General features: G+C 67.2%; 18 protein-coding genes. 6 read left to right on the forward strand and 12 right to left on the reverse strand.

Features of this window, described 5'->3' with window-relative positions; translation table 11 throughout:
- Positions 1 to 140: 140 nt before the first annotated feature.
- Positions 141 to 7,346 carry a right-handed parallel beta-helix repeat-containing protein gene (locus tag R2733_18010; GenBank protein ID MEZ5378403.1) on the forward strand — a complete coding sequence of 2,402 codons (7,206 nt, stop codon included), beginning with the start codon at positions 141 to 143 and terminating at the stop codon, positions 7,344 to 7,346.
- A gap of 20 nt (positions 7,347 to 7,366) precedes the next feature.
- Here the strand turns inward: R2733_18010 and R2733_18015 are convergent, their stop codons facing one another.
- Together R2733_18015 and R2733_18020 are read right to left on the reverse strand one after the other, a co-directional pair.
- The gene (locus R2733_18015) at positions 7,367 to 8,986 is read right to left on the reverse strand and encodes a long-chain fatty acid--CoA ligase (GenBank protein MEZ5378404.1); all 1,620 of its coding nucleotides are present in this window, start codon (positions 8,984 to 8,986) and stop codon (positions 7,367 to 7,369) included.
- Positions 8,987 to 9,380: 394 nt separating this feature from the next.
- Positions 9,381 to 10,502: a beta-ketoacyl-ACP synthase III gene (locus tag R2733_18020; GenBank protein MEZ5378405.1), complete on the reverse strand. Its 1,122-nt coding sequence runs from the start codon at positions 10,500 to 10,502 to the stop codon at positions 9,381 to 9,383.
- 134 nt (positions 10,503 to 10,636) lie between these two features.
- Here R2733_18020 and R2733_18025 point away from each other — a divergent pair, with 134 nt between their 5' ends.
- Positions 10,637 to 11,884: an aminotransferase class V-fold PLP-dependent enzyme gene (locus R2733_18025; protein MEZ5378406.1), complete on the forward strand. Its 1,248-nt coding sequence runs from the start codon at positions 10,637 to 10,639 to the stop codon at positions 11,882 to 11,884.
- On the opposite strand, the gene R2733_18030 is transcribed toward R2733_18025, so the two are convergent.
- The 3 genes from R2733_18030 to R2733_18040 are packed head-to-tail and all read right to left on the reverse strand — an operon-like array spanning position 11,851 to position 13,484.
- Complete coding sequence (locus R2733_18030; protein MEZ5378407.1) at positions 11,851 to 12,942, reverse strand: hypothetical protein; 1,092 nt, start codon at positions 12,940 to 12,942, stop codon at positions 11,851 to 11,853. The two genes, R2733_18025 and R2733_18030, sit on opposite strands and share 34 nt — an antisense overlap.
- On the reverse strand, positions 12,939 to 13,178 hold the full coding sequence (locus tag R2733_18035) for a hypothetical protein (GenBank protein ID MEZ5378408.1): 240 nt from the start codon (positions 13,176 to 13,178) through the stop codon (positions 12,939 to 12,941). Before R2733_18035 ends, R2733_18030 begins: the two co-directional genes overlap by 4 nt.
- Positions 13,179 to 13,199: 21 nt before the next feature.
- On the reverse strand, positions 13,200 to 13,484 hold the full coding sequence (locus R2733_18040; protein MEZ5378409.1) for a hypothetical protein: 285 nt from the start codon (positions 13,482 to 13,484) through the stop codon (positions 13,200 to 13,202).
- 144 nt (positions 13,485 to 13,628) lie between these two features.
- Here R2733_18040 and R2733_18045 point away from each other — a divergent pair, with 144 nt between their 5' ends.
- The 4 genes from R2733_18045 to R2733_18060 all read left to right on the forward strand — a co-directional run bounded on the left by R2733_18045 (position 13,629) and on the right by R2733_18060 (position 18,564).
- Complete coding sequence (locus tag R2733_18045) at positions 13,629 to 15,392, forward strand: O-antigen ligase family protein (protein MEZ5378410.1); 1,764 nt, start codon at positions 13,629 to 13,631, stop codon at positions 15,390 to 15,392.
- A gap of 31 nt (positions 15,393 to 15,423) precedes the next feature.
- On the forward strand, positions 15,424 to 15,972 hold the full coding sequence (locus tag R2733_18050; GenBank protein ID MEZ5378411.1) for a sigma factor-like helix-turn-helix DNA-binding protein: 549 nt from the start codon (positions 15,424 to 15,426) through the stop codon (positions 15,970 to 15,972).
- Positions 15,969 to 17,594, forward strand: a complete 1,626-nt coding sequence (locus R2733_18055) for a sialidase family protein (protein ID MEZ5378412.1) — start codon at positions 15,969 to 15,971, stop codon at positions 17,592 to 17,594. The genes R2733_18050 and R2733_18055 overlap by 4 nt, the downstream gene beginning before the upstream one ends.
- A 76-nt stretch (positions 17,595 to 17,670) precedes the next feature.
- Positions 17,671 to 18,564, forward strand: a complete 894-nt coding sequence (locus R2733_18060; GenBank protein ID MEZ5378413.1) for an SDR family oxidoreductase — start codon at positions 17,671 to 17,673, stop codon at positions 18,562 to 18,564.
- A 135-nt stretch (positions 18,565 to 18,699) separates the two neighbouring features.
- Here R2733_18060 and R2733_18065 read toward each other — a convergent pair whose 3' ends face one another.
- From R2733_18065 to R2733_18095, 7 genes are all read right to left on the reverse strand, one after another.
- Complete coding sequence (locus tag R2733_18065; protein MEZ5378414.1) at positions 18,700 to 19,935, reverse strand: acetyl-CoA acetyltransferase; 1,236 nt, start codon at positions 19,933 to 19,935, stop codon at positions 18,700 to 18,702.
- Positions 19,936 to 19,947: 12 nt separating this feature from the next.
- Positions 19,948 to 21,276 carry a 3-hydroxyacyl-CoA dehydrogenase family protein gene (locus tag R2733_18070; GenBank protein MEZ5378415.1) on the reverse strand — a complete coding sequence of 443 codons (1,329 nt, stop codon included), beginning with the start codon at positions 21,274 to 21,276 and terminating at the stop codon, positions 19,948 to 19,950.
- 105 nt (positions 21,277 to 21,381) lie between these two features.
- Entirely contained in the window at positions 21,382 to 21,567 is a 186-nt protein-coding gene (locus R2733_18075) for a hypothetical protein (GenBank protein MEZ5378416.1), read from the reverse strand.
- A 1-nt stretch (position 21,568) separates the two neighbouring features.
- Positions 21,569 to 21,805, reverse strand: a complete 237-nt coding sequence (locus tag R2733_18080; protein MEZ5378417.1) for a hypothetical protein — start codon at positions 21,803 to 21,805, stop codon at positions 21,569 to 21,571.
- A gap of 51 nt (positions 21,806 to 21,856) precedes the next feature.
- Positions 21,857 to 22,042 (reverse strand): hypothetical protein, encoded by a 186-nt coding sequence (locus R2733_18085; GenBank protein MEZ5378418.1) that lies wholly within the window; start codon positions 22,040 to 22,042, stop codon positions 21,857 to 21,859.
- Positions 22,043 to 22,122: 80 nt separating this feature from the next.
- Positions 22,123 to 25,485: a GNAT family N-acetyltransferase gene (locus tag R2733_18090; GenBank protein MEZ5378419.1), complete on the reverse strand. Its 3,363-nt coding sequence runs from the start codon at positions 25,483 to 25,485 to the stop codon at positions 22,123 to 22,125.
- A gap of 100 nt (positions 25,486 to 25,585) precedes the next feature.
- Entirely contained in the window at positions 25,586 to 26,470 is an 885-nt protein-coding gene (locus R2733_18095; GenBank protein ID MEZ5378420.1) for a DMT family transporter, read from the reverse strand.
- Between the last annotated feature and the right edge of the window lie 74 nt (positions 26,471 to 26,544).

A 26,544-nucleotide genomic window follows, 5' to 3' on the forward strand; every position in this document is an offset into this window, starting at 1 on the left:
TCACCGGCACCCTCGATCCCGGCGACGACTTCGGTAGTGGAGTTGCGGGCATCGGCGACATCAACGGTGATGGGATCCCTGATCTTGCGGTCGGTGCACCCGACGACGGCGACGGTGGTGCAGGCAACGGTGCCGTCTACGTGCTCACGCTCGCCGCCAACGGCGCGGCGACCTCGACGGCGAAGATCTCCGAAGTGTCCGGGGGCGTGACCTCCGATCTGGGCAACGGTGCATTCGGCTACGACGTCGGCAGTCTCGGCGATCTGGACGGCGACGGTGCGCTCGACCTTCTTGTCGGTGCGTGGGCCGACAGCACCTCCGGAGCACAGGCCGGTGCGGTGTATGCGCTCGACTTCACACCGACCTCCCTGCTGACCGTGAACTCCACCGGCGACGCGTCCGACTCGAACCCCGGCAATGGCGTCTGCAACACCGGTGGGCTCAACAGCGCCGGCGCCCCGGAATGTACAGTGCGCGCAGCCATCGAGGAGGCCGATGCGGGAGCCGCCGAGCGGATCGAGTTCGACATCCCGACCTCGGATGCCGGCTACTCGGCGGTCGGTCCGTCGTGGACCATCACGCCGGGATCGGTGCTGGCCGTCACGCAACCGGTGACGATCGACGCCACCACGCAGCCGGGCTACGGCTTCTCACCGGTCATCGAACTCTCGGGCGCGTCAGCTGGGCCCGGCACCGATGGGCTCGAGATCTCCGGTGACGACATCACCGTGCGAGGGCTCGCCATCTCGTCGTTCCCCGCCGCCGGCATCTACCTGCCATCGACCTCCGATGGCGCACGAATCGAGGCGTCCTACATCGGCACCACCATCGACGGAGGCGCAGCGGCTGCCAATGCGTTCGAAGGCATCTTCGCCGACGGCGCCACGAACGTGACGATCAGCGGCAACGTGATCTCGGGCAACGATCTGCCGGGCATCGGCCTGAACGGTACGACGGGTGTCACGATCACCGGCAATCTGATCGGCACGACGGCTGACGGGCTGTCGGCACTCGGCAACACCGGTCGGGGCATCGACGTGAACGTCGCGTCGACCACCACGATCGACGACAACACGATCTCGGCGACGGTCTCCGGCAGCGGTGTCATCGTCTGGGGATCGACCGACACCACGCTCACGAGCAACCGGATCGGCACCGATACGACCGGCAACGCGCCGCTCGGCAACAGTCAGGACGGGGTGCGGGTCGACAATGCCAGCACCGGCACCGTGATCGGTGTTGTCGGGTCCGGCAACGTGATCTCGGGCAACGGCAACGACGGCATCGAGATCCTCGGTGCGACCGGCGGGACCGTCGTCCAAGCCAACACCATCGGCTTGGGCCTCGACGGCGACACCGTCGTCGCCAACGGCCGACACGGCGTCGTGGTCTACAACGGCGCGAACACCACCCAGATCGGCGGTGCTGCGGTCGGAGAAGGCAACCTGGTCTCCGGCAACGTGTCCGAGGGCATCCGAATCGACGGATTCCTCAATGCGGCCACCATCGACAACGTGATCGAGGGCAACCTCATCGGCACCGACTCCACCGGGTTGGCGAACCGCGGCAACGGATCGCATGGCGTGCACCTCTTCTCGGGCGCAACCGACACGATGGTCGGTGGGACGACCGGTGGCGCCGGGAACACCATCCGGTTCAACGGCGGCGTCGGTGTGGTCGTTGCCGACGCCAGCACGCTCCGCAACGCAGTCCTCGGCAACTCGATCAGCGACAACGCCGGTGTTGGCATCGACCTCGGTCTCGACGGGTCGACGGCCAACGACCCCGGCGACGGCGATCCCGGCCCGAACGGGCTGTTGAACTTCCCGGTGGTCACCAACTCGCTCGCCGCTGCCGGAACGGTGACGGTCGACCTCGATCTCGATGTGCCGGCCGGCAACTATCGACTCGAGGCGTTCACCAACGCCTCTGGTGCGGATCCGAGCGGCTACGGCGAAGGGGCGATCCTGGTCGACTCGACCGACATCGTCCACAGCGGCAGCGGAGCCGAACCGTTCTCGGTCGCCTTTGCCGGCTCCGGCGGCGAGGTGGTCACGCTCACCGCAACCCAGGATCTGGGTGGCGGAACCTTCGGATCGACGTCGGAGTTCTCGCTTGCGATCACCGTGCCTGCGGTCGCCGTCGTGAATTCGGTCGGCGACGCCCCGGACCTGACGCCGGGCGACGGCAATTGCGACACTGGCAGCACCGTCGGCGCCGGTGACCCGGAGTGCACGCTCCGGGCGGCCATCGAGGAGGCCAATGCCGGTGCTGTTGGCGTGATCGAATTCGCCATCGCCGGTGCCGGACCGAGCTGGACCATCGCTCCGGCGTCCGTGCTGCCGGCCATCACCGATCCGGTCTTCATCGACGCCACGACCCAGCCCGGCTACGTGTCGTCGCCGGTGGTCCGGCTCGACGGTGCTGCGCTCTCGTTGACCTCCGAACACGGTCTGTCGCTGGACGTCGGGTCGGACGGGTCGACGGTGTGGGGTCTGTCGATCACCTCGTTCCCCGGTGCCGCCGTTCAGTTGCGTGGATCAGACGGCCACCTCGTCGCCGGCAACCATCTCGGGGTTCTCCCCGGCGGTGCCGTTGCCGCCGGCAACCGCTACGGCGTCTACGTCAGCGGTTCCTCGAACTCCGTGATCGGAGGATCCTCGTCGGCCGACCGCAACATCATCTCGGCGAGCAGCTCGTTCGGCGTTGCGGTGTACAACGACATCGGGCTCGGCCTGTCCTCGTTCGACACCGTGATCAGCGGGAACTACATCGGCACCGACGCGAGCGGTTCGGTGGGACTGGGGAACGGCTCACGTGGTGTCCTCGTCGTCAACGGCTCGTCTCGCACGATCGTCGGTGGTGCCACACCCGCCGAGGGCAACGTGATCGCCGACAACGCGGTTGCGGGAGTGCAGGTCGGCACGGGAACGATGGCTGACTCGGTGGTGCGCAACAACCTCGTTGGTGTGGCCGCCGACGGAGTGACACCTCTGCCGAACCTCGGCACTGGCATCGACATCACGTGGTCGCAACGCACCATCGTGCGCGACAACGTGGTGCTTGCGTCGCCGGGAGACGGGATCTCGCTCGCCAATGCCGACGATGCCGTGGTCGCGGGCAACCGCATCGGGACCGACTCGTCGGCCACCGTTGCCGGCACGATCGGTGGCGCCGGCGTCGTCGTTGGTAGCGGAACCGATCGAGCCCTGATCGGCGGAACCAACCCGCTGGACGCAAACGTCGTTGCCAACGCAACCGGCGATGGCGTCGTCATGACCGGCGGCAGTGACGCCACGCTGTTGGGCAACGAGATCTGGGGCAACGGGGGCCTCGGCATCGACCTCGGTGACGACGGCGTGACGCAGAACGATGCCGGTGACGTCGACACCGGTGTCAACGACCTCCTCAACCAGCCGGCGCTGTCGCGGGCGGTCGTCAGCGCCGGGACGGTCACCCTCGATCTCAACCTCGACGTTCCTGCCGGGAATTACCGGATCGAGGTTTTCGACAACCCAACAGGAACCGACCCGACCCGCTACGGCGAGGCCGAGACCCTCGTTCATGCCTTCACGGTTGCGCACTCCGGCTCGGGAATCGAGGCATTCAGCACGACGTTCAGCGGCTCGTCCGGGATGCAGCTCAGCGCGACGGCGACCGAGGACCTCGGTGGCAGCTACGGCGCAACGTCGGAGCTGAGTCAAGTCGAGACCGTCGAGGCAGCCGACACGATCGTGGTCAACAGCAGCGGCGATGGTGTCGACATCAACCTCGGCGACGGTCGTTGCGACACCGGGGACACCAACGCCGACGGTGCCGTCGCTTGTTCCCTTCGAGCTGCGATCGCTGAGGCCAACGCGTCCGCTGCGATCGACGTCGTCCATTTCGACATCCCGATCCTGGACGCTGGCTACGTTGCCGGCGCGGTCGATCATTGGCAGATTGCACCCGCGAGCGAACTACCGAACCTGTGGGCCGAGCGTTCGGTGCTCGACGCCACCACCCAGCTCGGTGGCGACGCAGCGCCAGTGGTCCTGCTGGACGGCTCGGGCCTCTCGGGGAGTGAGGTCGGTCTTCGCATCGATCCCAACGCCGACGACTCCGAGGTCCGGGGGTTCTCGATTGTGTCGTTCCCGGGCGACGGCATGTTCGTCGGTGTCGATCGCGCCCTGATCGAGGCCAATCACGTCGGTGTCATGCCCGACGGCGTGACCGTCGCCGCAAACGCCACGGAGGGGATCACCGTGTACGACGGTGTGGATTCGGTGGTTCGCAACAACGTCATCGGCGGCCACTCGAGCGCCGGTATCGCCGTGACCACTGTTGCCGATCGGATCGTGATCACCGGCAACTGGATCGGTACCGATCGATCCGGCACGGTGGCCTTCGGCAACGCCCAGGGCCTGTGGACCGACACCAGCGGCTCGGTGCGCTTCGGAGGCACCGGTCCAGGTGAAGCGAATGTGGTGGCCAACAGCCTATGGAACGGTGTCGAAGTCACTGCCAACTCGCAGGTGTCGATCCTCGGGAACGAAATCCGCGACAGCGTCGCGCTCGGCATCGACCTCGTCGGCGGTACGGAGAACGCTGCGCTCGTGACCGCCAACGATCCGGGCGATGGCGACGCCGGCCCGAACGACCTGATGAATCATCCGGTCCTCACCTCGGCCATCGGGTACAACGGCACGGCCGACGTCGATATCGATCTCGACGTACCTGCCGGCGACTACCGGATCGAGGTGTTCGCCAACCTGACCGCCGACCCGTCCGGCTACGGCGAAGGCGAAACCCTGGTCCACGCCGAGACGATCACCCACACCGGCTCGGGCGTCGAATCGTTCTCGTTGAGTGTCACGGCCGACATCGATGACATCATCGCCGCCACGGCCACCCCTGACTTCGGCGGCGGTTCGTTCGGGCCGACGTCGGAGTTCTCGGCTGATGTCGTGATCGCCGCCGAGCCGACCCTCGTGGTCAACTCCACCGCTGACGCGGTTGACAGCAACATCGGTGACGGCAATTGCGACACCGGAGCGCTCATCGGCGCCGACCCTGAGTGCACGCTGCGGGCGGCCATCGCCGAGGCCAACGCCCGGCCCGAGATCGCCGGCATCGAGTTCTCGATCGGCACCGGGGACCCGAATCACAGCGCGGGCGTCTGGACCATCGCGCCGACCGGCACGCCGTTCGATCCGATCAGTTCGGCGGTCGTCATCGACGGGTCCTCGCAGCCTGGCTACGTCAGCAGCCCAGTGATCGTCGTCGACGGGGCTGGCATCGGCGTGGGGAACGACACGTTCACCGTCACGGGCAACGACGTGACCATCAACGGGCTCGCCGTCGTGCGAGCGCCGGATGATGGCATCGAGGTCACCGGCAACTCGGCTTCGATCGTCGACAACTTCGTCGGCCTGTACCCGTCCCTCGCTGATGGGGGCAACAACGGTCGTGGTGTACGGGTCGGCGGCACGGCGACTGGCACGGTCATCAGCGGGAACGTGTTCGGCTTCGGGTACGGCCCGATCCGTGTGGAGAGCGCTGCGGACGCAGTCGTGACCGACAACCTGATCGGCGTCGCACCCGACCTCACCACTGCGCTCCCGTTCACCAACGACGGCGTGTCCATTGTCGGCTCCTCGACGGTGCGGATCGGTGGTACCGGCGTTGGCGAGCCGAACGTCATCACCGGCTCACCTGGTGCCGGCATCTCGACCGGCCCGGGTTACACCGGCACACTGACCATGGTGGGCAACACGATCCGTGCCAACGGTGGCCTCGCCTTCGACCTCGCCGGCGACGGGGTGACGTCGAACGACGCTGATGACGTCGACTCCGGCGCCAACGGACTGCTCAACTATCCGATCCTGCGCCAGGCCGTTGGCTCCCCAGCCACGATCCTCTCCTTCGACCTCGATGTACCGGCGGGTGACTACCGGCTCGAGGTCTACGACACCGGCGCTCCCGACGCCAGCGGACACGGTGAGGCGTCTGCGCTGGTGCACACATCGACGGTCACTTCCTCGGGCAGCGGTGTCCAGACGTTCGCAACCACATTCGCCGGGGCCGAGGGCCAGCACCTGTCGGCCACGGTAACCCAGCAGCTCGCCGGCCCGGCCTACGGGGCGACGTCGGAGTTCTCGAACACGGTCACCGTTCGGAACGATTCGCTGTTCGTCGACGATGCCTCGGTCCGTCGGAACGACGTGATCGCGGTCGGTGGTCTCGCCGGGCCAGTCGTCGGTGTCGCCGGGAACGCGCCGACATTTGACGGTGCAAACGATCGACTCGTGGCCACGGCGACCGACATCGCCGACACCGGGCTCACCGCGTCGGCATGGGTCAACGCCGCCACCTTCGGGACCGACCCCCGAGTCGTCGCCAAGTCGTCGGCGGAGGGGTCGACGGTCTACGAGCTCTTGGTCGACGATCTCAGCCCGACCTCGGGTCAGGCGATGGCGCGGCTCCGCATCGGGGGCGTGACCCACACGGTGGCCGGCGGGTCACTGGGTGCCGGCGTGTGGCATCAGTTGGCCGTGACCTGGGATGGGTCGACGATCGTGCTGTACGTCGACGGGGCGCCGGTCGACACCGCTTCGGCCTCCGGCTCTCTGGCAACCGACCTCACGGTTCCCCTCACGGTAGGCAACCTCGCAGCCGCCGATCGCGGCCTGACCGGAGCGATCGACGAGCCCCGGGTGCTCCACGAGGCGCTCGGTGCCGATCGAATCGCCGCCGAGTACGCCAACATCGTCGCCCCCAGCGCCTCGGTGACCGTCGGCGCCCGTCAGACCGGTGTCTCAGCCGCATGGTCGGTGACGACGAGCCAGTCACGGTCCGGATCCAACGCCGCGGCCGCGCCGTCCGTCGTTCCCGGAACGGCCGATGCCTGGCTCACCGCCATCGGGATCGATGAGCCCGGCATCGAGTTCCGGAGTTGGTGGTGGATGACGACCACCACCGGCGTGGATCTGGCAGCGGGCACCCGGACCGGTGACGCTCCGACCGACCAGTACGAGACAGCGCTCGGCGGGGGAGGAGGCTGGGATCTCGCCACCCTCGTCGGCAGCAACCGAACCGGCTTCGCCCCACCGGGCGGAACTCCGGCCACCGGTCGCTGGGTCGAGGTGGTGCTGCGCACCGACGACACCGGCGTCTCGTCGGTCACGATCGACGGAGTCGAGGCCATCGGACCGACCGCGCTCGGGCTGGTCTTGGACCAAGGATCGTTCGGCTGGCGGGTCGGCGAGCTCGGGGCGGGTGAGGCCTTCAACATCGATGACGCTCGCGCTCGAAAGCTGGTTGCGGTCGAGCCCACTACGTCGCTGGGCGCACTCGATCGAAACTGACACCGGCGGCCCGGCGACCGTCAGGTCGACGGTGTGTCGCGCAGCGCTCGTCGCAAGATCTTGCCCACGTTCGACTTCGGGAGTTCGTCGCGGAACTCCACGATCCGGGGGATCTTGTAGGGCGCGAGGTGGGCTCGGCAGTGGTCGACGACTGTCCCTTCAACGAGTTCGCTGCCGGCGCGTAGCGCCACCACGAGCTTCACGGTCTCGCCTCGGTACTCGTCGTCGACCCCGATGACCGCGGCCTCGACGACGTCGGGCAGCTGGTAGACCACTTCCTCGACCTCGCGTGGGTACACCTTGTAGCCCGACGCGTTGATCATGTCCTTCATCCGGTCGACGATGCGTAGGTAGCCCTGTTCGTCCATCGTGGCCACATCGCCGGTGCACAGCCATCCGTCCACCAGCGCTGCTGCGGTCTCGTCGGGCATCGCCCAGTAGCCCTGCATGATCTGAGGACCCCGGACTCGTAGCTCGCCCGGTTGACCGGGAGCAGCCTCGTCACCGGTTTCGACGTCGATGATGCGAACCTCGGTACCCGGAATGGGGATGCCGATCGAGCCGGAGACGCTGCCCCGCACGTGGGTGTTGAACGACACGGGAGCGCCCTCGGACAGGCCGTAGCCCTCGAAGATGGTGCGGCCCGAGAGCTGCTCGAAGTTGCGCAGCAGGGCCTCGGGAACGCTCGCCCCGCCGGAGGTGTAGAGCTCGAGCTTGTCGAACCCGGCCGTCGCCGCCTCGGGGTGGTTGACCAGTGCGGTGAACAAGGTGGCCACGCCGCCGAGATACCCGGGCCGTTGATCACGGATGAGATCGACCAAGCCGTCTGGTGTCGGGCGGGGAACCAGCAGCAGGTGCCAACCGTGATGGAGGCCGGCGAAGAGGACCATCGTGAGGCCGAAGATGTGGAAGAACGGCGCAGCCGCCACCGCCTTGCTGCCCGGCGGTAGGCGATCTGGGTCGGCGAGCACCATGTCGAACGTCGGCTGCATGCCGGCCAGCAGGTTGGTGTGCGTGAGCATCGCTCCCTTCGACCGACCCGTGGTGCCACCGGTGAACTGGAACGTGGCGAGATCGGTGTCGGGATCGATCGGCGCACAACCAGCCGACGGATCACCGGCGTCGATGAGCGCCGCCAGCGAGATCTCCCCATCGTCGAGCGGCACCTCGCTGCCCGCAACGATGACCAGACGCAGAGAGGTGGCGGCCCGAATGCCGCGCACGGTCTCGAGCTTGTCGGCCCCCACGACGATCGCCGTCGCCTTGGTGGTGTCGAGCATGTACTCGAGCTCGGGCCCGGTGTAGATCGGGTTGACCTGAACGACCGGAGCACCGGTGCGCAAGATGCCGAAGAGGGAGACGACGTAGGGCGTGCCGTTCGGCAGCATCACGGCAACGGGTTCGCCGTTGCCGAAACCTCGATCACGGAGTGCCGATCCGAGCGCCGCCGCCTGGCCAGCTAGGGCAGCAAAGCTGGTCGTGGTGCCGTCGGGCTCGCTCAGCGCCGGAACGTCAGGCCATTGTGCTGCCGCTCGCTCCAGGAGATCGGGAATGGTGCCGGTGACGCTCGGTCGGTGGGCGAGCCCTTCGTGCCAGCGCTCCCACCGGCTCATCGAATGGATCCCAGCGTTCGTCGGCACGTCATGTCGGCCGAGTGTAGGCAACGTCGACAGGGCGGGTGTTTGGCGTGGGTTCGGGTCTCCCTCAAGACCCGAACCCACCCGCCTGGGCGCGGCCGGGTCCTGGTTCCCTCGAATCCTGGACCCCGCCGCTCGGCTCCGCCGCCGTGGGATGCAGCGGCGCACCACCTCCCGATCCAGGGTCTCGGCGGGCGGGCTCCCTCAAGCCCAGGCTCGCCGATCCTGATGTGCTGGGTTCCCTCAAACCCTGGCCGGCGCCGGTTCCCTCAAACCTGCGCTTCGCCGTCGTGGTGTGGTGCGCTGCTGCGATGTCTTCACCATACGACGGTGACGGCATCCGAGGATCGGGGGCATCCCCCTACGCCTCGGGGGCCGTTGGGGGGATCGGTCGACCTCAGCAGCGTTCGAGCACCACACTGCCCACTGAGTAGCCGGCGCCGAACGACGACAGCACCCCGATCTCACCGGGCTCGATGCCGTCGTGATGCTTGTGGAAGGCGATGACCGAGCCGGCCGAGCTGGTGTTGGCGTACTCGTCGAGGATCACCGGCGCCTCGTCGGTGTCGGGCACCCGACCGAGCACCCCCTTGGCGATCAACTGGTTCATCTTGAGGTTCGCCTGATGGAGCCAGAATCGACGAACGTGTGTCGGTTCGATCCCGAGTGACACGAGATGGTCGGTGATGTGCGTCGCCACCATCGGGCACACCTCCTTGAACACCCGCTGGCCCTGCTGGCGGAAGATGAGCTCGTGCGGATCGCGCTCGCCGACCTCGGAGGAATTGAGGAACCCGAAGTCGTTGCGAATGTTGTTGGAGAACTGGGTGGCCAACTTCGTGCCGATCACCTTCCACTGCACGGCGGCGACGGCGTCGTCGGCCCGCTCGAGCACGACCGCAGTGCAGGCGTCGCCGAAGATGAAGTGGAAGTCGCGCAGCTCGAAGTTGTTGTGGCCCGAGGTGATCTCGGGATTGATGACGAGCGCGCACGAGGCGGACCCGGCGCGCAGCGCATCGACCGCCGCCTGGATCGAAAACGTCGCCGACGAGCAGGCGACGTTCATGTCGTAGGCCCAGCCGCCGGCGCCGATGGCGTCTTGGATCTCGACCGAGACGGCGGGGTAGGGACGCTGGAGGTTGGAGCAGCCGACGATGATGGCGTCGACGTCGGCTCCGGTACGGCCGGCAGCGGCCAGGGCTTGCTCGACTGCGGGGATCGACATCTCGGCCTGGATGCCGAGCTGGTCTTCGCTGCGAAGCTCGAGGCGAGGACGGAAGCGCTCGGGGTCGAGCACGCCCGACTTCTCCATCACGTAGCGGGACTTGATCCCCGAGGCCTTGAAGATGAACTCCTCGTCGGGCAGGGGACGAGCGGCGAGGGTGCCGGCGGCGATGGCCTCGGCATTCGTCTCGTTCCATGCGTTCGTGGCGATCGTGAGCGACTCGACGAGTTCGGCGTTGCTGATCGACTCGGGTGGGGTGAACAACCCGGTGCCGCTGATCACGATGTCGGTCACGTTCGCTACCTCGTCTCGGGAGTGGCCTGGAGCGGAGCCGAGCCTATCCGGGGGCGCCGGTGGGAGCCCGATGATGCCGAGGCGCTCGCAGAGGCGATGATCGAGATGGGAGCAGGCCGACTTAGGATGGCGCGGTGCCGACTCCCGAAACCGTCACCAGCAGCAACGTCCCGACCCTGGCGAGCCTCGCCCAGGGACGCAACATGCTCGCCATCCCCGGCCCATCGATCGTTCCCGACGCCGTCCTCGCCGCCATGGGTCGGCCGATCACCAACATCTATGACGGTGAGGTGGCCGACTTGTCGTGGTCGTTGGTCGCCGACTTGCCGAAGGTCGTTCGCACCGAGGGCCACGGGTTCGTGGCCATCGGCAATGGGCACGGGGCGTGGGAAATGGCGCTGTCCAACACCCTGTCGCTCGGTGACAAGGTGCTCGTGATCGGCTCGGGCCAGTTCGGCACCATCTGGGCGTCGTTCTGTGAGCAGCTCGGCCTCGACGTCGAGGTCCTGCCTGCCCCGTCTCCACGCCACCCCGTCGACCCCGCGACCGTGGCCGACCGGCTTGCCGCCGATTCGCAGCACGAGCTCAAGGGTCTGCTGGTCTGCCACGTCGACACCGGGTCGGGGGTGCGGGCCGACCTCGCCGCGATTCGGGCGGCCATGGACTCGGCGAATCACCCGGCCCTGCTGTTCGTCGACGGCATGGCATCGATCGGCTGCGAGCGGTTCGAGATGGATGCGCTCGGTGTCGACGTGGCCATCGCCGCCTCGCAGAAGGGCCTAATGGCACCACCCGGCCTGTCGTTCGTGTGGGCGAGCGCCAAGGCAATCGAGGCGCACGAGCAGGCCGATCTCGTCACGCCGTACTGGAGCTGGACACCCCGAATGAGCGGGGGGCCGCACTATCTACTCTTCGCCGGCACGCCGCCGGTCAGCCACCTCTACGGCATGCGAGTCGCCCTCGACCTGTTGTTCGACGAGGGCCTCGACCATGTGTGGTGGCGGCACGAGATGCTCGCCGACGCCGTGCGGGCCGCGGTCGAGGCGTGGTCGACGCCCGACGGTCTCGAGTTCCAGGTCGTCGACCCGGCCGCCCGGTCGAACGCCGTCACGGGCGTGATGACCAACTCGATCGACTCGCCGGCCTTCCAGCAACGCTGTACCGAGGCCACCAACCTCACCCTCGGTCTCGGCCTCGGCCATCCCGACGACCGGTTCCGCATCGGGCACATGGGCCATCTCAACCCACCGATGATCCTGGGGACGCTCACCACGATCGAGTCGGTGATGCTCGCGCTCGATCTCCCGATGGGCGGATCGGGCGCAGCGGCCGCTGCCGCGTCGATTGGTCAGGCGTTGGCCCAGGGCACCTCGCACGCCTGATCCAGCTCGATCTCGACCGTGACCGATTGGTTGCGGTGGGGTCCGGCGCACCACGACGGGAACGCGGCCGAGTAAAGGCCGCCACCACCGGCGACGAACAGCAGCAGATCGTCGGGCGAGGCGAAACAGGCGTACTCCCGCTCCGGGTCGACACGACCCATCGAGCCGGCAGCACGCAGGAGCTCCCGACCGGGGACGGTCGCGCGTTCGACGACCGCCTCGGCCACGCTGGCCCGAGTGTGCCCGTTTGCCGCCAGCATGGCGGCGTGATCGGGGTTGATGGCGAGCGCCGCCCGGCCGTTGCGGAGCACGGCGTTGTTGGTCGTGACGTGGGCAAAAGCCAGCGCGAGCGAGGTGAGCAGCCGATCGCTCGAACCGGGATCGTCGGCGTCGGTGATGGCCATCACCGAATGCGGGGCGTCGGTCCCGAGCACGGTCACGGTGGACTGGTCGGGTTCGAAGCCGAGCGAGACGTGCAGCGGATCGAACGGGCTGGCCGCTTCGTCTTCGGCGAGGCAGAAGGTGAACTTCCCGGGATGACCGAGCAACGCCATGTCGGACACACCGGGGCGACCTCCACCCACGTTGATCATCGCCAACCGGATCGCCCGACCGATCGAAGCGTTCGCCCGGTGGCCGGGCCCGAGAGCGCCGAAGCTGCCAGAGATCGGACCGCACGAGTGGGCGGCCGGACCGTTGACGATGATGAGCGGTGCGATTGAGTGCGTGGTGGCCTGGACCTCGGTCAGGTCGAACCGCTCGTCCATGATCGCCCGGGCTGCGGCGAGCACCACCGGGAAGTAGTCCGGGAGGCAGCCCGCCATCACGGCGGCGATGGCCAGTTTCTCGACCGTGCAGCTGCCGAGGTTGGGGCCCATCACCCCAAGTTCGAGGTCGGCGGGATGCCCGGACGCGATGACCATGCGGTCGACCCGGGGCGGTGTGGGAATGACCACCGGCAGACCGTCGGTGCAGCCGAGCCGGTGGAGTTCCTCGAGCGCGGCCGCCTCGTCGGCGGCTTCGAGCACGCCGGAACGGTTGGCGTCAACGAGACTCATGCCCCGCCTCCCGCGCTCGCGCCGGCCAGCTGCTCGAGGATGAGCGGCGTCATGTCGTTGGCGACGATCGCCATGTTGTCGGCGCCCGTGCCCGCCACGGGGTGGGGGAGCCGAACCCTCGGGATGTCGGGCATGCCGACCGATCGGGCGACGAAGTCGCCCTGGTCCCAGAAGGCCTCGGTGACGAGGGCGACGGCGGGGATGTTTCGATGAGCCAGTTTCACTGCGTCACGCACGGTGCCGGTGGTGCAGCTGCCTCAATGGCCGTAGGCGGCGACGACCGCCTGACACCGCTCGACCAGATCGTCGAGCATGGCGTCGGAGACGATCGAGGAGGCATCGCCCTTGTCGAAGCGTTCGAAGGTCGCCTCGGGGTTCGCAGTGGCGAGCGCTCGTTCGACGGCGTCGAGGAAGCGCACCGAATCGGGGAAGCCGTTGGCCAGGAGGCCGATCGTGATCGGACCGCTGCCGGCTCGAATGCCGAGTTCGTAGGGCTCGATGGGTTGACCGGGTTCACCCCGGGGATCCAGGAATTCGATCATGACGCCGACGCTAGCTCACCCTCCCGAAACCCCAGCAACTCTGGCGTCCCGACACCTCTCAGCGGCATCAACTCTCCAAAGTTGCTGAGGGGAGGGCGAGTGGGGCGCCTCCCTGGGTGTGGATCGAGCGGGCATGCTGTGGCGATGACGAGGAGCGGAGTGGCAGCTCGAGCGGTGGCGGTGTTGCTCATCGGCTGCATCTTCGTCGTCGACCCGGGCGGGCTCGCACCCTCCGGGCCGGCACGCTTCGCCGCGCTCGCCGTCGTCCTGGGTATCGGCGCGGTCGTGGTCGGTCGGTCGTCGATGTCGCCGAGCCGGGCGCTGCGAGTCATGGGCCGGGTCTGGTTGGCGCTCCTGGCCGTCATCGCTGCGTCGGCATTGACCGGCGCCGACCGCTGGCATGGTGTGTTCGGCACACCCGAGCGGAACCTCGGGCTCCTGACCTGGATGGGCTTCGCAATCGCCTTCGGCGTCGGAGCATCGCTACCCCCTCGTTCCGAGCATCTCCTCGCCGCTGCGGCCACTCTTGCGGTCGGGCTGTTGGCGAGTCTTGCCGGACTCGAGTTGTTGGGGTTCGACCCGGGCAACACGGCGTGGACCGGCGGACGGGTCGGAGCGCCGTTCGCCCAGTCGACCTACCTCGCGGTTGCGCTCGTGGTGCTGCTCCCGCTGGCTGCGGCGCCGGCGTTCGACCGTTCATTGAGTGGGCTGCGTCGAGTGGCGACGGCGGCGATCGCCACCGCCGGTGTGCTCACCCTCGTCGCCACGGCGGCTCGTGGACCGGTGCTCGGTCTCGGGGTCGGCGTCATGGTGGTGCTCGTCGCACGCGGCCAACGGTGGACGGGGGTGGCGGCCGTTGGCGCGGTCGCTTGCACCGCTGCCGTCGTCTCGATGCGACGAGGCTGGGACTCGTTCGGCGGACGGATCGATGAGTGGACGGTGGGCCTCCGCGGGGTGCGGGCGAGCCCGCTCCTCGGGTTCGGCCCGGAGGGATATCGAGACCAGTTCCCACGCCTGGTCGACGCCGACTACGTCCGAGCCTACGGGTCGTCGGTGATCACCGACCGGGCGCACAACGCGTTCATCGACATCGCGTTGTCATCGGGAATTCTCGCTGCAGCGCTGCTTGGCGCATTGTGGGTGCTCGTCGGGCACTCCGCCCTGCGTCGGGTGCGTGAGCACGAGGCCTCGCCGACGACGATCGGGCTTGCGGCCGCCGTGGTAGCCGGCCTCGCCCAGCAGTTGGTGCTGTTTCCGCTCGCCGAACTCGATCCGATGATCTGGCTGTTCGCCGGGGCACTCGTTGGGAACGCCACCGAGCACCACCACCGGATGGCCTTGCGCGATCACCCCGCCCGCTCGCATCTGCCCACCGTCGTAGCGGCCGTCGGCGTTGTCGCCATGGCGGCTTCGTCGTGGTGGAACGCAACGGCGGCCGTGGCCGAACACCGCCTCGCCGGATCGGCGACGTTCAATCAGGCCGCAGCAGAGCAGGCCGCCGATCGAGCGCTCGCGCTTCGACCCCAGTCGGTTCGCCTCGTCTACGCGGTCGCCTTGGTGCACCTCAACGGTCCGACGCTGCGCGACCTCGACGAGGCACTGTCGATCCTCGAGGCCGGGCTCGTCGATCATCCGGGCGACCCGGCGCTACGCACCGAGTACGTGTTCGCACTGGTGGAGCGGGCGCGTCGCTCCGGTCTGGGTTCCGACCTGGCGGCCGCCGTGGACGCCGCCGAACGAGCGGCCGCTGACGCCCCGAACTCGCCGCAGCTCCTCGGCGCTCACGCCGAGGCGCTGCGGCTTGCGGGGCGGTCGGACGATGCCCGTGAACAGGTAGGACGGGCCCTCGATCTCGCTCCCGAGGATCCCGAGCTCAGAGCATTGGCCGAGTCGATCGAGAAATCGTGAACCGAATGCGGGCCTCGGACGTCTGGTGTACGTGCCAGCAACAGCAACCAGAGCCGAAGCCGCCGACACGGGCGAACACCCGATCGTGATCGCCGACCGGGCGGTACCGATCGGGGGATCCTTCGAGGACTACTACCGGCGGCACTACGGCGACATCGTGCGGGCGCTCAGCTACACCCTCGGCGACGTCGAGCTGGGCCGCGACGCCACCGACGAGGCAATGGCGCGGACCTACGCCAACTGGTCGACGGTGTGCGAGTACGCCAACCCGGCGGGCTGGACCTACCGCGTCGGCCTCAACTGGGCTCGGTCGATCCATCGCCGGCTGGCCCGCCAGCTCCCGATCATCGGCCGTGGCGAGGTCGCTCCGCCCGAGGTTCGCGATCCGCTCGTTGCCGAGGCCCTCCGTTCGCTCGATGTCGATCTTCGTGCCGTCGTGGTGTGTCGCCTGCTCGCCGACTGGTCGGTCGACCAGACCGCCGAAGCGCTCGACATCCGACCCGGCACCGTCAAGAGCCGCCTCCACCGGGCGCTCGCCTTGCTCGAAACCAAACTCCACCACACGCAGGAACTGTCATGACCTCCCTCACGAACGACCACCACGACCTCCAGGACCGGCTCAGCGCCGAACTGCACGAGTCGGCGGCCGACCTTCCGGTTACCGGCGACCCCGCCCACGCCATCGCCCGAGCCCGCCAGCGCCAACAGCGTCGCACCACCGCCACCGTGGCGGCTGGTGTCGTTGCGATCGGAGGGTTGACCCTGGGCGCCCTCACTCTTCGTGCTCCCGCACAGACCGCGGTCGTTGCGGCGTCTGGCGATGGCACCACGTCCGACGCTGCAACGGTTGGTTCGCTCTCGCTCGAGTGGCGGACTGCCGACGCCGACGTCGACTGGCCCATCGCCAGCTTCGTCGGCGCCGACGGATTCCGGTACGCACTCTCTACGGCGCCCGGTACCCGCTTCTCCGATGCCTCCGGTGATGGCTACACACCGGTGCCGCAGGCGATCTATCGAACGACCGACGGTGAGCACTGGGACGTGATCGACCAGGACGGACCACGCCTGGGCGGGCTCTACACCCGAGACGGCGTCATGTACTCGGTGTCGACCTCGACCGATACCAACGGCGAGATCGTGAACCGTGTGCTTCGCTCCGACGACAGCGGCGCAGCGTGGAGCGGCGTCGACGTGCCGCTCGACTTCGGCACGGTCACCGATCCCAACGGCCTCCTCTTCCCCGAGGGAACTCCGTCGCTGACGCTTGCTGTGGGCGACGATCAGCTCATCGCTACCGCCGTTCGCTACCGATGGTTCGACGACCAGCAGCTGGCGGCGTTCCTGGGCCACGCCGGTGACAGCGTGTACTCCGAGATCCTCGACGACGGCAGCGGGGGCCGGAAGGTGGTGCTGCGGGACTACACCGAATGCGAGGCGGCATGGGCGTCGCAGCAGGCGACCCCGCCCACCACGATGGCACCGTCCGACGGCGACACGATGGCCGAGACGACGCCCGAGCCCTGCATGCAACCGACGATCGTGGCCGAGGCGAGCTTCGGCGAGCTCGGGATTGAGGGCGACCTCATCGAGTCCGCAGCAGCCATCTCGACCGATGGCGTCACCTGGTCGCCCGCCACGATTCCCGGTGCACAGGTGTGGTTCGCCGGCGGTGTCTTCGTGGCCGCCGACCACTCTCAGACCGGCCAGGCCTCGTACTTCCGCTCGGCGAACGGCACCGACTGGAGCCCGATCGCCATCGATTCGGCCGATTCGCTCGACATCATCGGGACGACGAACGGGACGCTCGTCGCACGGATGTACCGCGGCGAGTCGATGACCGATTCGATTGCACTGTCGTCGGATGGCGGGTCCACGTGGCGGGAGTTGACCACGAACGATCTCGCTCCCGGTCTCGGGAACACGAGTTACATCGCCACGGCAGCGGCGGGTGATCTCGGCATCGTGGTCGTCCTTGGCACCGACACTGGCAATGGAGACCGACCGATGGAGTGGACGATCGCCACGAGTGGCGATGGCTCGACCTGGTCGACCGATGACGCCGAGGCGGGCGACATCGGTAACGGCTACCCGTCGTGGGCCTTCGTCGACGCCGACCGGATCGGCGTGGTGTTCGGCGGGGCCAAGCGAGGAGCCGATGACTCGGTCCTCGCCGTGACCCTCCTGGGCACGCCGCAACGCTGACGCCATCGATCCGGGGGCGACATTCGAACGATCGGCGTTTGGACGGGCGGGAGACCAGCTGCTGGAATCGCCGCTCATGGACTCCTTTGCCAACAAGATCGCCATCGTGACCGGCGGGGGAGACGGCATGGGCCGCTCCCTCGTCGTCGCGCTCGCCTCGGAAGGCTGTCACGTCGCCATGTGCGACGTGAACGAAGCCAACCTCGCGACCAGCCAGGCGGCCGCCCTGGCCGTCGCACCCGAAGGCACTCGGGTCACCACTCATCGCTGCGACGTCTCCGACGAGGCCCAGCTCGAGGCGTTCCGTGATGCCGTCATGGCTGAACACGACACCGACCACGTGCACCTGGTGTTCAACAACGCCGGGATCGGCGGCGCCGGAAGCATGGTGACCGACGAGCGGGCCAGCTGGGAGCGCACGTTCAACGTCTGCTGGGGTGGCGTCTACCTCGGCACTCGGGTCTTCCTGCCGCTCCTCATCGCCGCCGAAGAGGGCCATCTCATCAACACCTCCAGCATCAACGGCCTCTGGGCGTCGATCGGGCCGGACCGTCCGCATACCGCGTATGCGGCGGCAAAGTTCGCCGTGCGTGGCTTCACCGAGGCGCTCATCACCGATCTCCGAGTCAACGCTCCGCATGTGTCGGCCTCGGTAGTCATGCCCGGCCACATCGGTACGGGGATCGTCGCAAACTCGGCGACGGTGCACGGGATGGAGGCCGAGCCCGAGGTGGTCGAAGGCTCCAACATGTTCCGGGCCTTCGCTCCGACGACCGCCGATGAGGCCGGGCACGTGATCCTCGAGGGTGTCCGCAACAACCAGTGGCGGATCCTGGTCGGCGACGACGCGCACATCGTCGACGCCATGGTCCGGGCCGAACCCGAGCGGGTCTACGAGCGGTCCTTCATCGCCGACCTGCACGCCCAGGGTGCCCTCAACGCCCTCGTCCAGCCGAACACCGAGGCCTGACCGAACCTGAGACGCCCAGCGACACCCCCACCCGAACTCGAGAGCCCCAGCGACAGAAGTGTCGCTAGGGCTCTCAGGTTCGATGGGGGTTGTCGCTCTGGCTCTCGAGTTCGGACAGGAGCGCTGGAAGCAGGGTCAGTCGACGCCGACGACGAAGCTCACGCTGGTGGTGCCGGAGCCTCCGATGTTGAGGGTCTGGACGTTCTTGGCGCCCTCGACCTGATAGTCGCCGGCCGCATTCGTGACCTGCTTGTGCGCGTCCAGCAGCTGACGGACGCCCGTGGCGCCGACTGGGTGACCGGCACCGATGAGACCGCCGGAGGGATTGATCGGAATGTCGCCGTCGAGCGCGATGCGACCCTCTTCGATCGCCTTCCAGCTCTCGCCGGGGGCGGTGATACCGAAGTGGTCGATGGCCATGTACTCCGACGTGGTGAAGCAGTCATGGGTCTCGATGGCGTCGATGCCCGAGACGTCGGCAATGCCGGCCCGTTCCATCGCCTTGGTGATGGTGGACCGCACGTGGGGGAGGACGTACTCCGCCTCGCGGCTCTCGCGCATCTTGTCCTCGAACTTGAGGCGTGCGGTGTTGTGGCCCCAGCCCTTGATACGGGGGATCGACGACAGCGGAATGCCGCGCTGCTGGGCGTAGAGCTCGGCGTAGCGCTTCGACGCGAGGAACACGGTGACCGCGCCGTCGGTGACCTGTGAACAGTCCGCCAAGCGGATGCGACCACCGACTTCGGCGTTCATGTCGTCTCGCGCCAGCGCATGCTCCTTGTTCATGTACCAGGTGCGGGTCTGGGCGTTCGGGTTGAGCTTGGCGTTGTCGTAGTTGATCTTGGAGATCTCGGCCAGGTGCTCGTCGGCCAGGCCGTAGCGGGCGTCGTACTCGTCGCCCAGCTTGCCGAACAGCTTGGGGAACGGGAAGTCGATGCCCTCGGCCTCCTTCTCGTACCACGCCGCCGTCCCGAGGTAGGTGCCACCGAGCGAGGAGTTCACGCTCTTCATCTGCTCGATGCCGACGACCGCCTGCAGGTCGTAGCGCCCGGCCTCGATCTCGGCCGATGCGGCCAGCAGCGCAATGGAGCCCGACGCGCACGCCGCCTCGTGGCGCCCCGTGGGCAGCCCACTGAACGACGGGTGAGCCTCCGTGAAGAAGGCGCCGAGGTGGCCCTGCATGCAGTAGAGCTCGGCGGCGAAGTTGCCGACGTGGGCGCTCTCGATGTCTTCGGGATTGACTCCGGTGGCATCGAGCGCGCCCTGCACGCTCTCGTTCATCAGGGCGGAGAAGTGCTTGTTCTCCTTGGTCCAGTTGCGGCCGAAGTCGGTCTGGTAGCCGCCGAGGACGTAAACATCAGGGGTGGTCATGGTGTGGTCCTCTCAGCTGGCGACGAAGAAGCGGCCGCGGTTGGTCTGTGGGTGGTGGAAGAAGGTGGTGCCGGGGGAGGCGTCGGCGATGGCTCGAGGCACGACGACCCCGGCCTCGGACAACATCTTGACCGTATTGTCGATACCGAGATAGTCGACCAGGACCGAGGGCGGCGCCCAGTTGAAGCCCATGCCCATGATGCGATCGATGTCGGTGATGGTCTCACACACCTCGCCGACCCGCTCGAACGAGTAGCTGATGTAGCCGGCCATGACCTTGCGAGCGAGCTTGGCGGCGTCGCCCTTGGCGTCGACGAGGGCCTGCAGCCCCTCCACGTAGCGGGCTTGCCGATACAGGTCGGCGATCTCGGCGACGTAGGACAGGTCGGGCATGTCGATCGTATCGTTGGCTACGTACTCGCCGGTCGCCGGATCGAGCACGAGCCCTTCCTTGCGTTTGAAGAATCCGCCGCCGGTCTTGTTGCCGAGCACCCCCTGGCCGATCAGCGAGGCCATGTAGTCGGGGAGCTTGTTGGTCTCGTGGGCCTCGTCGCTCGTGTTGGCGTAGACGTTGTCGACGATGGCCTGGTGGACGTCCCACCCGACGAGATCGATGGTGGCCAGCGGGGTGAGCGCCCGTCCGGTGTAGGGCCCGACGATGGCGTCGACGACGAGCGGGCTCATGCCCTCGGCCAACTGGGCGCACTCGTTCATCACCTTGAAGCCGACCCGGTTCCCGGCGAAGGCCGGGGTGTCGAACGTGCGGACCATCTCCCGGCCGAGCCTGATCCGACCGAACGCCTCGAGGAAGTCGAGCACCTCGGGATCGGTGTCGGCGTTGGCGATGAGCTCGGTGCCAGTGATGACGTTCGGTGGGTTGAAGAAGTGCAGACCGCAGAAGTTGCGGCGGAAGCTGTCGGAACGCCCCTCGGCGAGCGCATTGATCGACAGCCCCGAGCTGACGGTCGCGATCATCGAATCCGGGCGGCGATGGGCTTCGATGCGATCGAAGATGGCCTTCTTCAGCGACATCTCCTCGGCCACCGCCTCGAAGATCAGGTCGGCGGTGGCGAGCGCGGCTTCGAGATCATCGTCATAGGAGCCGGTGTCGGCTCGCAGCGCCACGGTGTTGGAGCGCACCTGGTTGATCGCCGCGTCGAGACCCTCTTGTGCCTTCTCCTTGCTGCGGGCCAAGAAGGTGACCCGAGGCACGGCCTGGGTGAAGAGCGCTGCGCTCCCGAAGCCCATGGTGCCGTTGGCGCCCAGGACCACCACGTGATCGAGTTGGCGGAGGCCCAGGGCCTCGCGGCCCGGTGCTGGTCGAACAGGGGTTGATGTCATCGGCACGCTCCGTTGCGAGTCACGACAGCTGGGGAGTCCAGCGGCTCGGGGCGCGAACGTTGTCGTTCGCGGTGTCGCACAAGGTGCCATAACAATCGTGATTGGTCAAAAGGCGAAGTCGCCTACCGAGAAGTAACGATGGTTGATCGCGATGATTTCACCGAGCTCGAATCTCGCTGACATGGGAAAACGTGACCAATTGTCAACGATGTCACAACAATCGGTTTCAGCGATGTCGCCGGCTATTTGAATCAATTGCACGTCCATCCATTGGCCGTCAATCAATTGCATGTCAAAGTGTCTCGCCTCGACGCGGAGCACCTGCCATCCTGACCCGGTGCAGATCGACGAGCGACGGCCATCTGACCTCGATGCGCTCCTGCCGATCGCCCGGCGTGTGCACGCCGCCGACGGCTACCCGCCCTATCTCCCCGGCGATGACCTCGAGGGCTTCCTGGCATCGGGCGACGCGATTGGTGCGTGGGTGGCGCGCGTTGACGATCGCGTTGCGGCGCAGGTCGCGCTCCACCGTTCGTCCTCGGATGCGGTCATGGCACTGGCCGGCACCGAACTCGCGTTGTCACCGCCGCAGATCGCCGTGGTGGCCCGTCTTCTCGTCGATCCCGAGCAGCGACGCTCGGGTATCGCTCGTGGCCTCCTCGATCACGCCGCCGGCCATGCGGCACAGCTGGGCCTCACACCCATCCTCGATGTCGTCGACCGCGAAACGGGCCGACGTCGATCGCTCGACACCGGCCCATCTCACGCCCTCGTTCTGTTGTCACGGTCGCACCCTCAGGCCCGACCTCTTCGAGCGCCGTTACGCCCCGACCTCTTCGAGCGCCGTTACGCGCCGACCTCTTCGAGTTCGGATGCCCGGCGCTTCGGCACACTGGTGAACCGGCTGCCCGAGGTGGCCACGATGCGGGCCCGATTCTCGGCGACGTTCGTCATGAGCAGCTTCTCGGCGGCGACCCCGTTCATCCAGTCCAGGGTCTTGAACCGAGCATCGGCCAACGCTCGGTTGAGTGCTGCCGACTCGACGAGTCGACCCGGTGAGTAGTCCTGCCAATCGGTGTTCATTCGGCCGTCGTACACCCGGTAGACGTCCCCATCGAGCAGTGCGACCACGTACGCCGCCAGCTCACCATTGAGCCGCAGCGTGGCGATCTCGACTTCCCATTGGGCGTCGACGCCGCCTTCGACGACACGACGCCAGAAGTCCCGCTCGCTCGGTCGATCCAGATCGCTCTGGCGACGAGCGGCCCGGTCCCGGGAGATGTGGACGGCCTCGACCTCGTCGATCAGCTCGGCGGTGATCGCTCGACCACGGTCGAAGCCGATCGTCATCTCGAGCTCGTCGGCGTGGATCTTGTTGGTCGAGCGGCGGAGCTGCTTGCGCATGCTCTTCGACAAGATGTTGTCGGCCCGATGCTCGGCGGCGAAGGCGACTCGAGGAATCCTCAGCTCCGGCAGCACCTGAGCGTTCTCGAGGAGATCCGACAGCTTGAGCATGACCGGGTCGAGGTCATTGACCTGCTCCAGGTCGAGCGACCAGGTGCCCTCGACCTCACTGAGGAAGTCGGCAATGCCATGCGCCAACGCGTCGGCCGCTTCCGGACCGAGGGCCGGCAGGACGGAGCAGATTGAGCTGCCGTGACCCATGGCCACGATGGCGGTGCCTTCGGCCCGCTCCCGCATGGCGAGCATGGCGCAGGCCACGAGCTGACCCGATTCGGCCGACCTCACGGCAACGGCGATCGGCTTCCAGGCGTCGAAGGCCTCGGCCCAGTTCAACAGCCACGGCAGGCGAGCCATCAGCGGCGCACCGACCTCTTCGTGCAGTGTGTTGATCTGATCGGTGAGGGGTGTGATCTCCCGCAGACCGCGGTGCACCTCGATGTCGAAGATCCGATCCTGGACCTTGTCCGAGGAGCGCCGCCAGGCATCGAGTGGTTCGACGGCTTCGTCGGCGTGCTCCCGCAGCAGCGAGGTGATGGCCGGCGCCGCCATCGGACGGCAGTAGTAGAAGCCCTGGCCCCGATCACAACCGAGGCGACGCAGCACGCTGGCCTGCTCGGAATGCTCGATGCCCTCGGCGACGGTGTAGGCACCCAGCGCCTTGGAGAGGTTGACGATGGCCTCCACCAGCGCCGTCGAGGTTGGGCTGCGATACAGCTCGTTGATGAAGCTGCGGTCGATCTTGATCGAGTCGACCGGGAAGCTCCGGAGGTAGCTGAACGACGAGTAGCCGGTACCGAAGTCGTCGATGGCGAGCTTCACGCCGACGGTCTTCAGCTGCTCGAGGAGACCGGTCGTGCGCTCGGCGTCGACGGCGAGCATCGACTCGGTGATCTCCAGCACGAGGTACTCAGCCGGGAGGCCGGACTCACGCAGGGCGGACGTGAGCGTGGTGAACAGCTCCGCTTCGTACAGCTGCCGCATCGACAGGTTGACCGTGATGCTCATGTCCTCGCAGCCGGCGATCTTGCGCCATTTGGCGGCCTGCTTGCAGGACTCGCGCAGCACCCACTCGCCGATGGGCACGATCAGCCCGCTCTCCTCGGCCAGCGGAATGAAGCGATCGGGCATGACCATCCCGCGCTCGGGGTGCTTCCACCGGATGAGCGCTTCGGCCATGGTCACTCGACCGGAGTTGAGATCGAAGATCGGCTGGAAGAAGAGCACGAACTGCTGCTCGTCGACCGCCTTCTGCAGATCGGCCTTGAGGTCGAGGCGTTCGATCGCCTCTTCCTGCATCTTGTTCTCGAAGAACTCGAAGCGGCCCTTGCCCTGCGACTTCGACAGGTACATGGCAACGTCGGCGTTGCGCAGGAGGTCCTGCACGTCCATGTCGTCGGCCAGGTCCATGGCGATGCCGATCGACGCCGAAGCAGACACCGTGCGCATCTCGAGATGTACGGGCTCGGCAAGCGACTCGAGGGCTCGATGAGCGACGGCGATCACGTCGTTGCGGTCGACCGCGGACTCCAGCAGGACGGCGAACTCGTCGCCGCCGAGGCGGGCGACCGTGTCACCGGCACGAACGCAGCGCTGCAGGCGACGAGCGACCTCGACCAGCAGCTGGTCGCCGGCCTCGTGGCCGAGGCTGTCGTTGATGGTCTTGAAGTCATCGAGGTCGATGAAGAGCACCGAGATCTGGTTCGAGCGGTCGGCATTGTGGAGCGCCGCGTCGGTCCGTTCGGCAAACACCGCTCGGTTGCACAAGCCGGTCAGCGAGTCGTGGGTGGCTTCGTAGCGAAGGTCGTCACGGCCACGTTCGAGCGCCTTCATCAGGTTCCACACCCGGACGAGGATCAACAGGAACAGTGCCGCCGAGGCGAGGATCGTGACGATGCGATCCTGCTCATTGCCCCAGAAGAGGTCGATCACGCGCACACCCATGGTGGCGACCAGCATCAAGACCAGCTGGACGCCGGTGAGGCGGCCCTGAGTCGTCGACGTGACATCGAACGACTTCGCCGGCAGGCCGGCGTCGGGATGGAGCGCAGCCAAGCCGAGGAGCACATAGAACCCGAGCCACATGGCATCGAGGTACGAGCCGGTCTGGAACGTGCCATTTGCGTTGGCGATCCCGTAGCCGATGTCGGCAATGGCCAACGACACGAACGAGATGGCCATGAAGGCGAACGGTGGATGCTTGAGGTGCACGGTCACCACGAGACGTGCGGCCACGGCGAGGAGGGCGACGTCCATCACCGGGTAGGCGAGCTGGGTGATCAGCGCCGCCGTCGAGTGGTCGCCCGTGATGAAGACGTCATCGACGTACAGGACCCACAGCGCACCGAACATCGAGATGCCGACCACTGCGGCATCGATGAAGCTGGCGCCGTCGCGGCCGGGGGAGGTGGCCCGGACGAGCTTGGTGAGGCCGACGATCACCAGCGGGTACATGAGGAGATAGAAGAAGTCGGCGATGCTGGGGAACGGCGGCTCCTCCATCGTCAGCTCGAGGACGTAGTAGATGATGTCGGCCGTGAGGAACGAGGCCAGACCGGCGGCGAACCACAGCCACGGTGCTCGCGGATCAGGCTTGTTGATCTTGACGCCGACGAGCGTCATCAACACAGCGAGCAGGCCCGTGCCGTTGTAGAGCAGCAGCTTCGATTCGGACGAGTGCGGGGCCACGAAGTAGACGGTGGTGAGCGTCAACGCCGTGACAAGCCAGAATTTCCAAAGGTTCCTCACGATTCCCGTATCGGATCTGAAGTAACTCGCCTGAGGAACTTCGGTCCGTCCGCTCCCAAGAAGGGCCGTTCGGCCCAGGCGAGCGATCTCGGTTCGTGAACTACTGCCCGTAGGCGACCAGGCTCAGCGCCCCAGCCGCCATGGCAAGGCCCAAGAGTTGCACCTTGGTGATGCGCTCCTTGAGGAGAAGCCAGGCCAGGAGCACGGTGCTGACGGGATAGAGCGAGGTCAGAGCAGCGACCCACGACAGCTGGCCTTGCTGCAGCGCCGTGAGATAGAGCGCATTGGCGGCACAGTCGAGGACACCGGCGACGATCACCGGCTTCCAGGCCGTCTTGTCGACCGGCTCCCAGGTCTGGGTCACGGTCAGCATCAGGCACAAGACGGCGATGGAGGCACCGCGGGCACCGAGCAGCGGAAACAGACCACCGTCCTCGGAAGTCCGAGACAGGGCAACGAAGAAGGCGCCGAAGCCGAGGCCGGCCATCACCGACAGCGCCCGGGTCTTGCCCGCTTCGTTGGCGAGCCGGACTCGTTCGCGGGGCGCCGCCATGCGGCCGCTCGCACCGCCGTCGGCCGCGCCGGCCGAGACGAGCATCACCGCCGGAATCGACAACAGGATGCCGCCCATCGTGATCGGGCCGGGGCGTTCGCCGAGCGCAAGACTTGCCAACAGCGGCACGAGCGAGCCGATGAGTGCCGTGAGCGCCGCGGCGGTCGACATGGGCCCGATCGCCAGTGCCTGATAGAAGGTGGTGAGTCCGACGGCAATGCCGATGCCGCCCAGTCCGGCCCAGACGAGGTCGCTCACCAGCCGCTGATCCTCAGGGAAGATGGCGAGCACACCGAAGAGCGCGAGAAGGCTGACGACCTGCATCGCGACGGTGACCACGGTCGCACTCGTCTTCTTGCTGGCCACGGCGCCGGAGAAGTCGGCCGCGCCGTAGGACAGGCCGGCGAGGGCGCCGAAGATGACAGCGAGCATGGTGAGACCGTCGGCAGCTGCGACCTGACAATGAGGAGTGCCCCGGATGGCCACGGTTGCCGGGCCAGCACCGG

It is taken from the genome of Acidimicrobiales bacterium, assembly GCA_041394265.1.
In the GTDB taxonomy this organism is placed as follows: Bacteria; Actinomycetota; Acidimicrobiia; order Acidimicrobiales; family SZUA-35; genus JBBQUN01.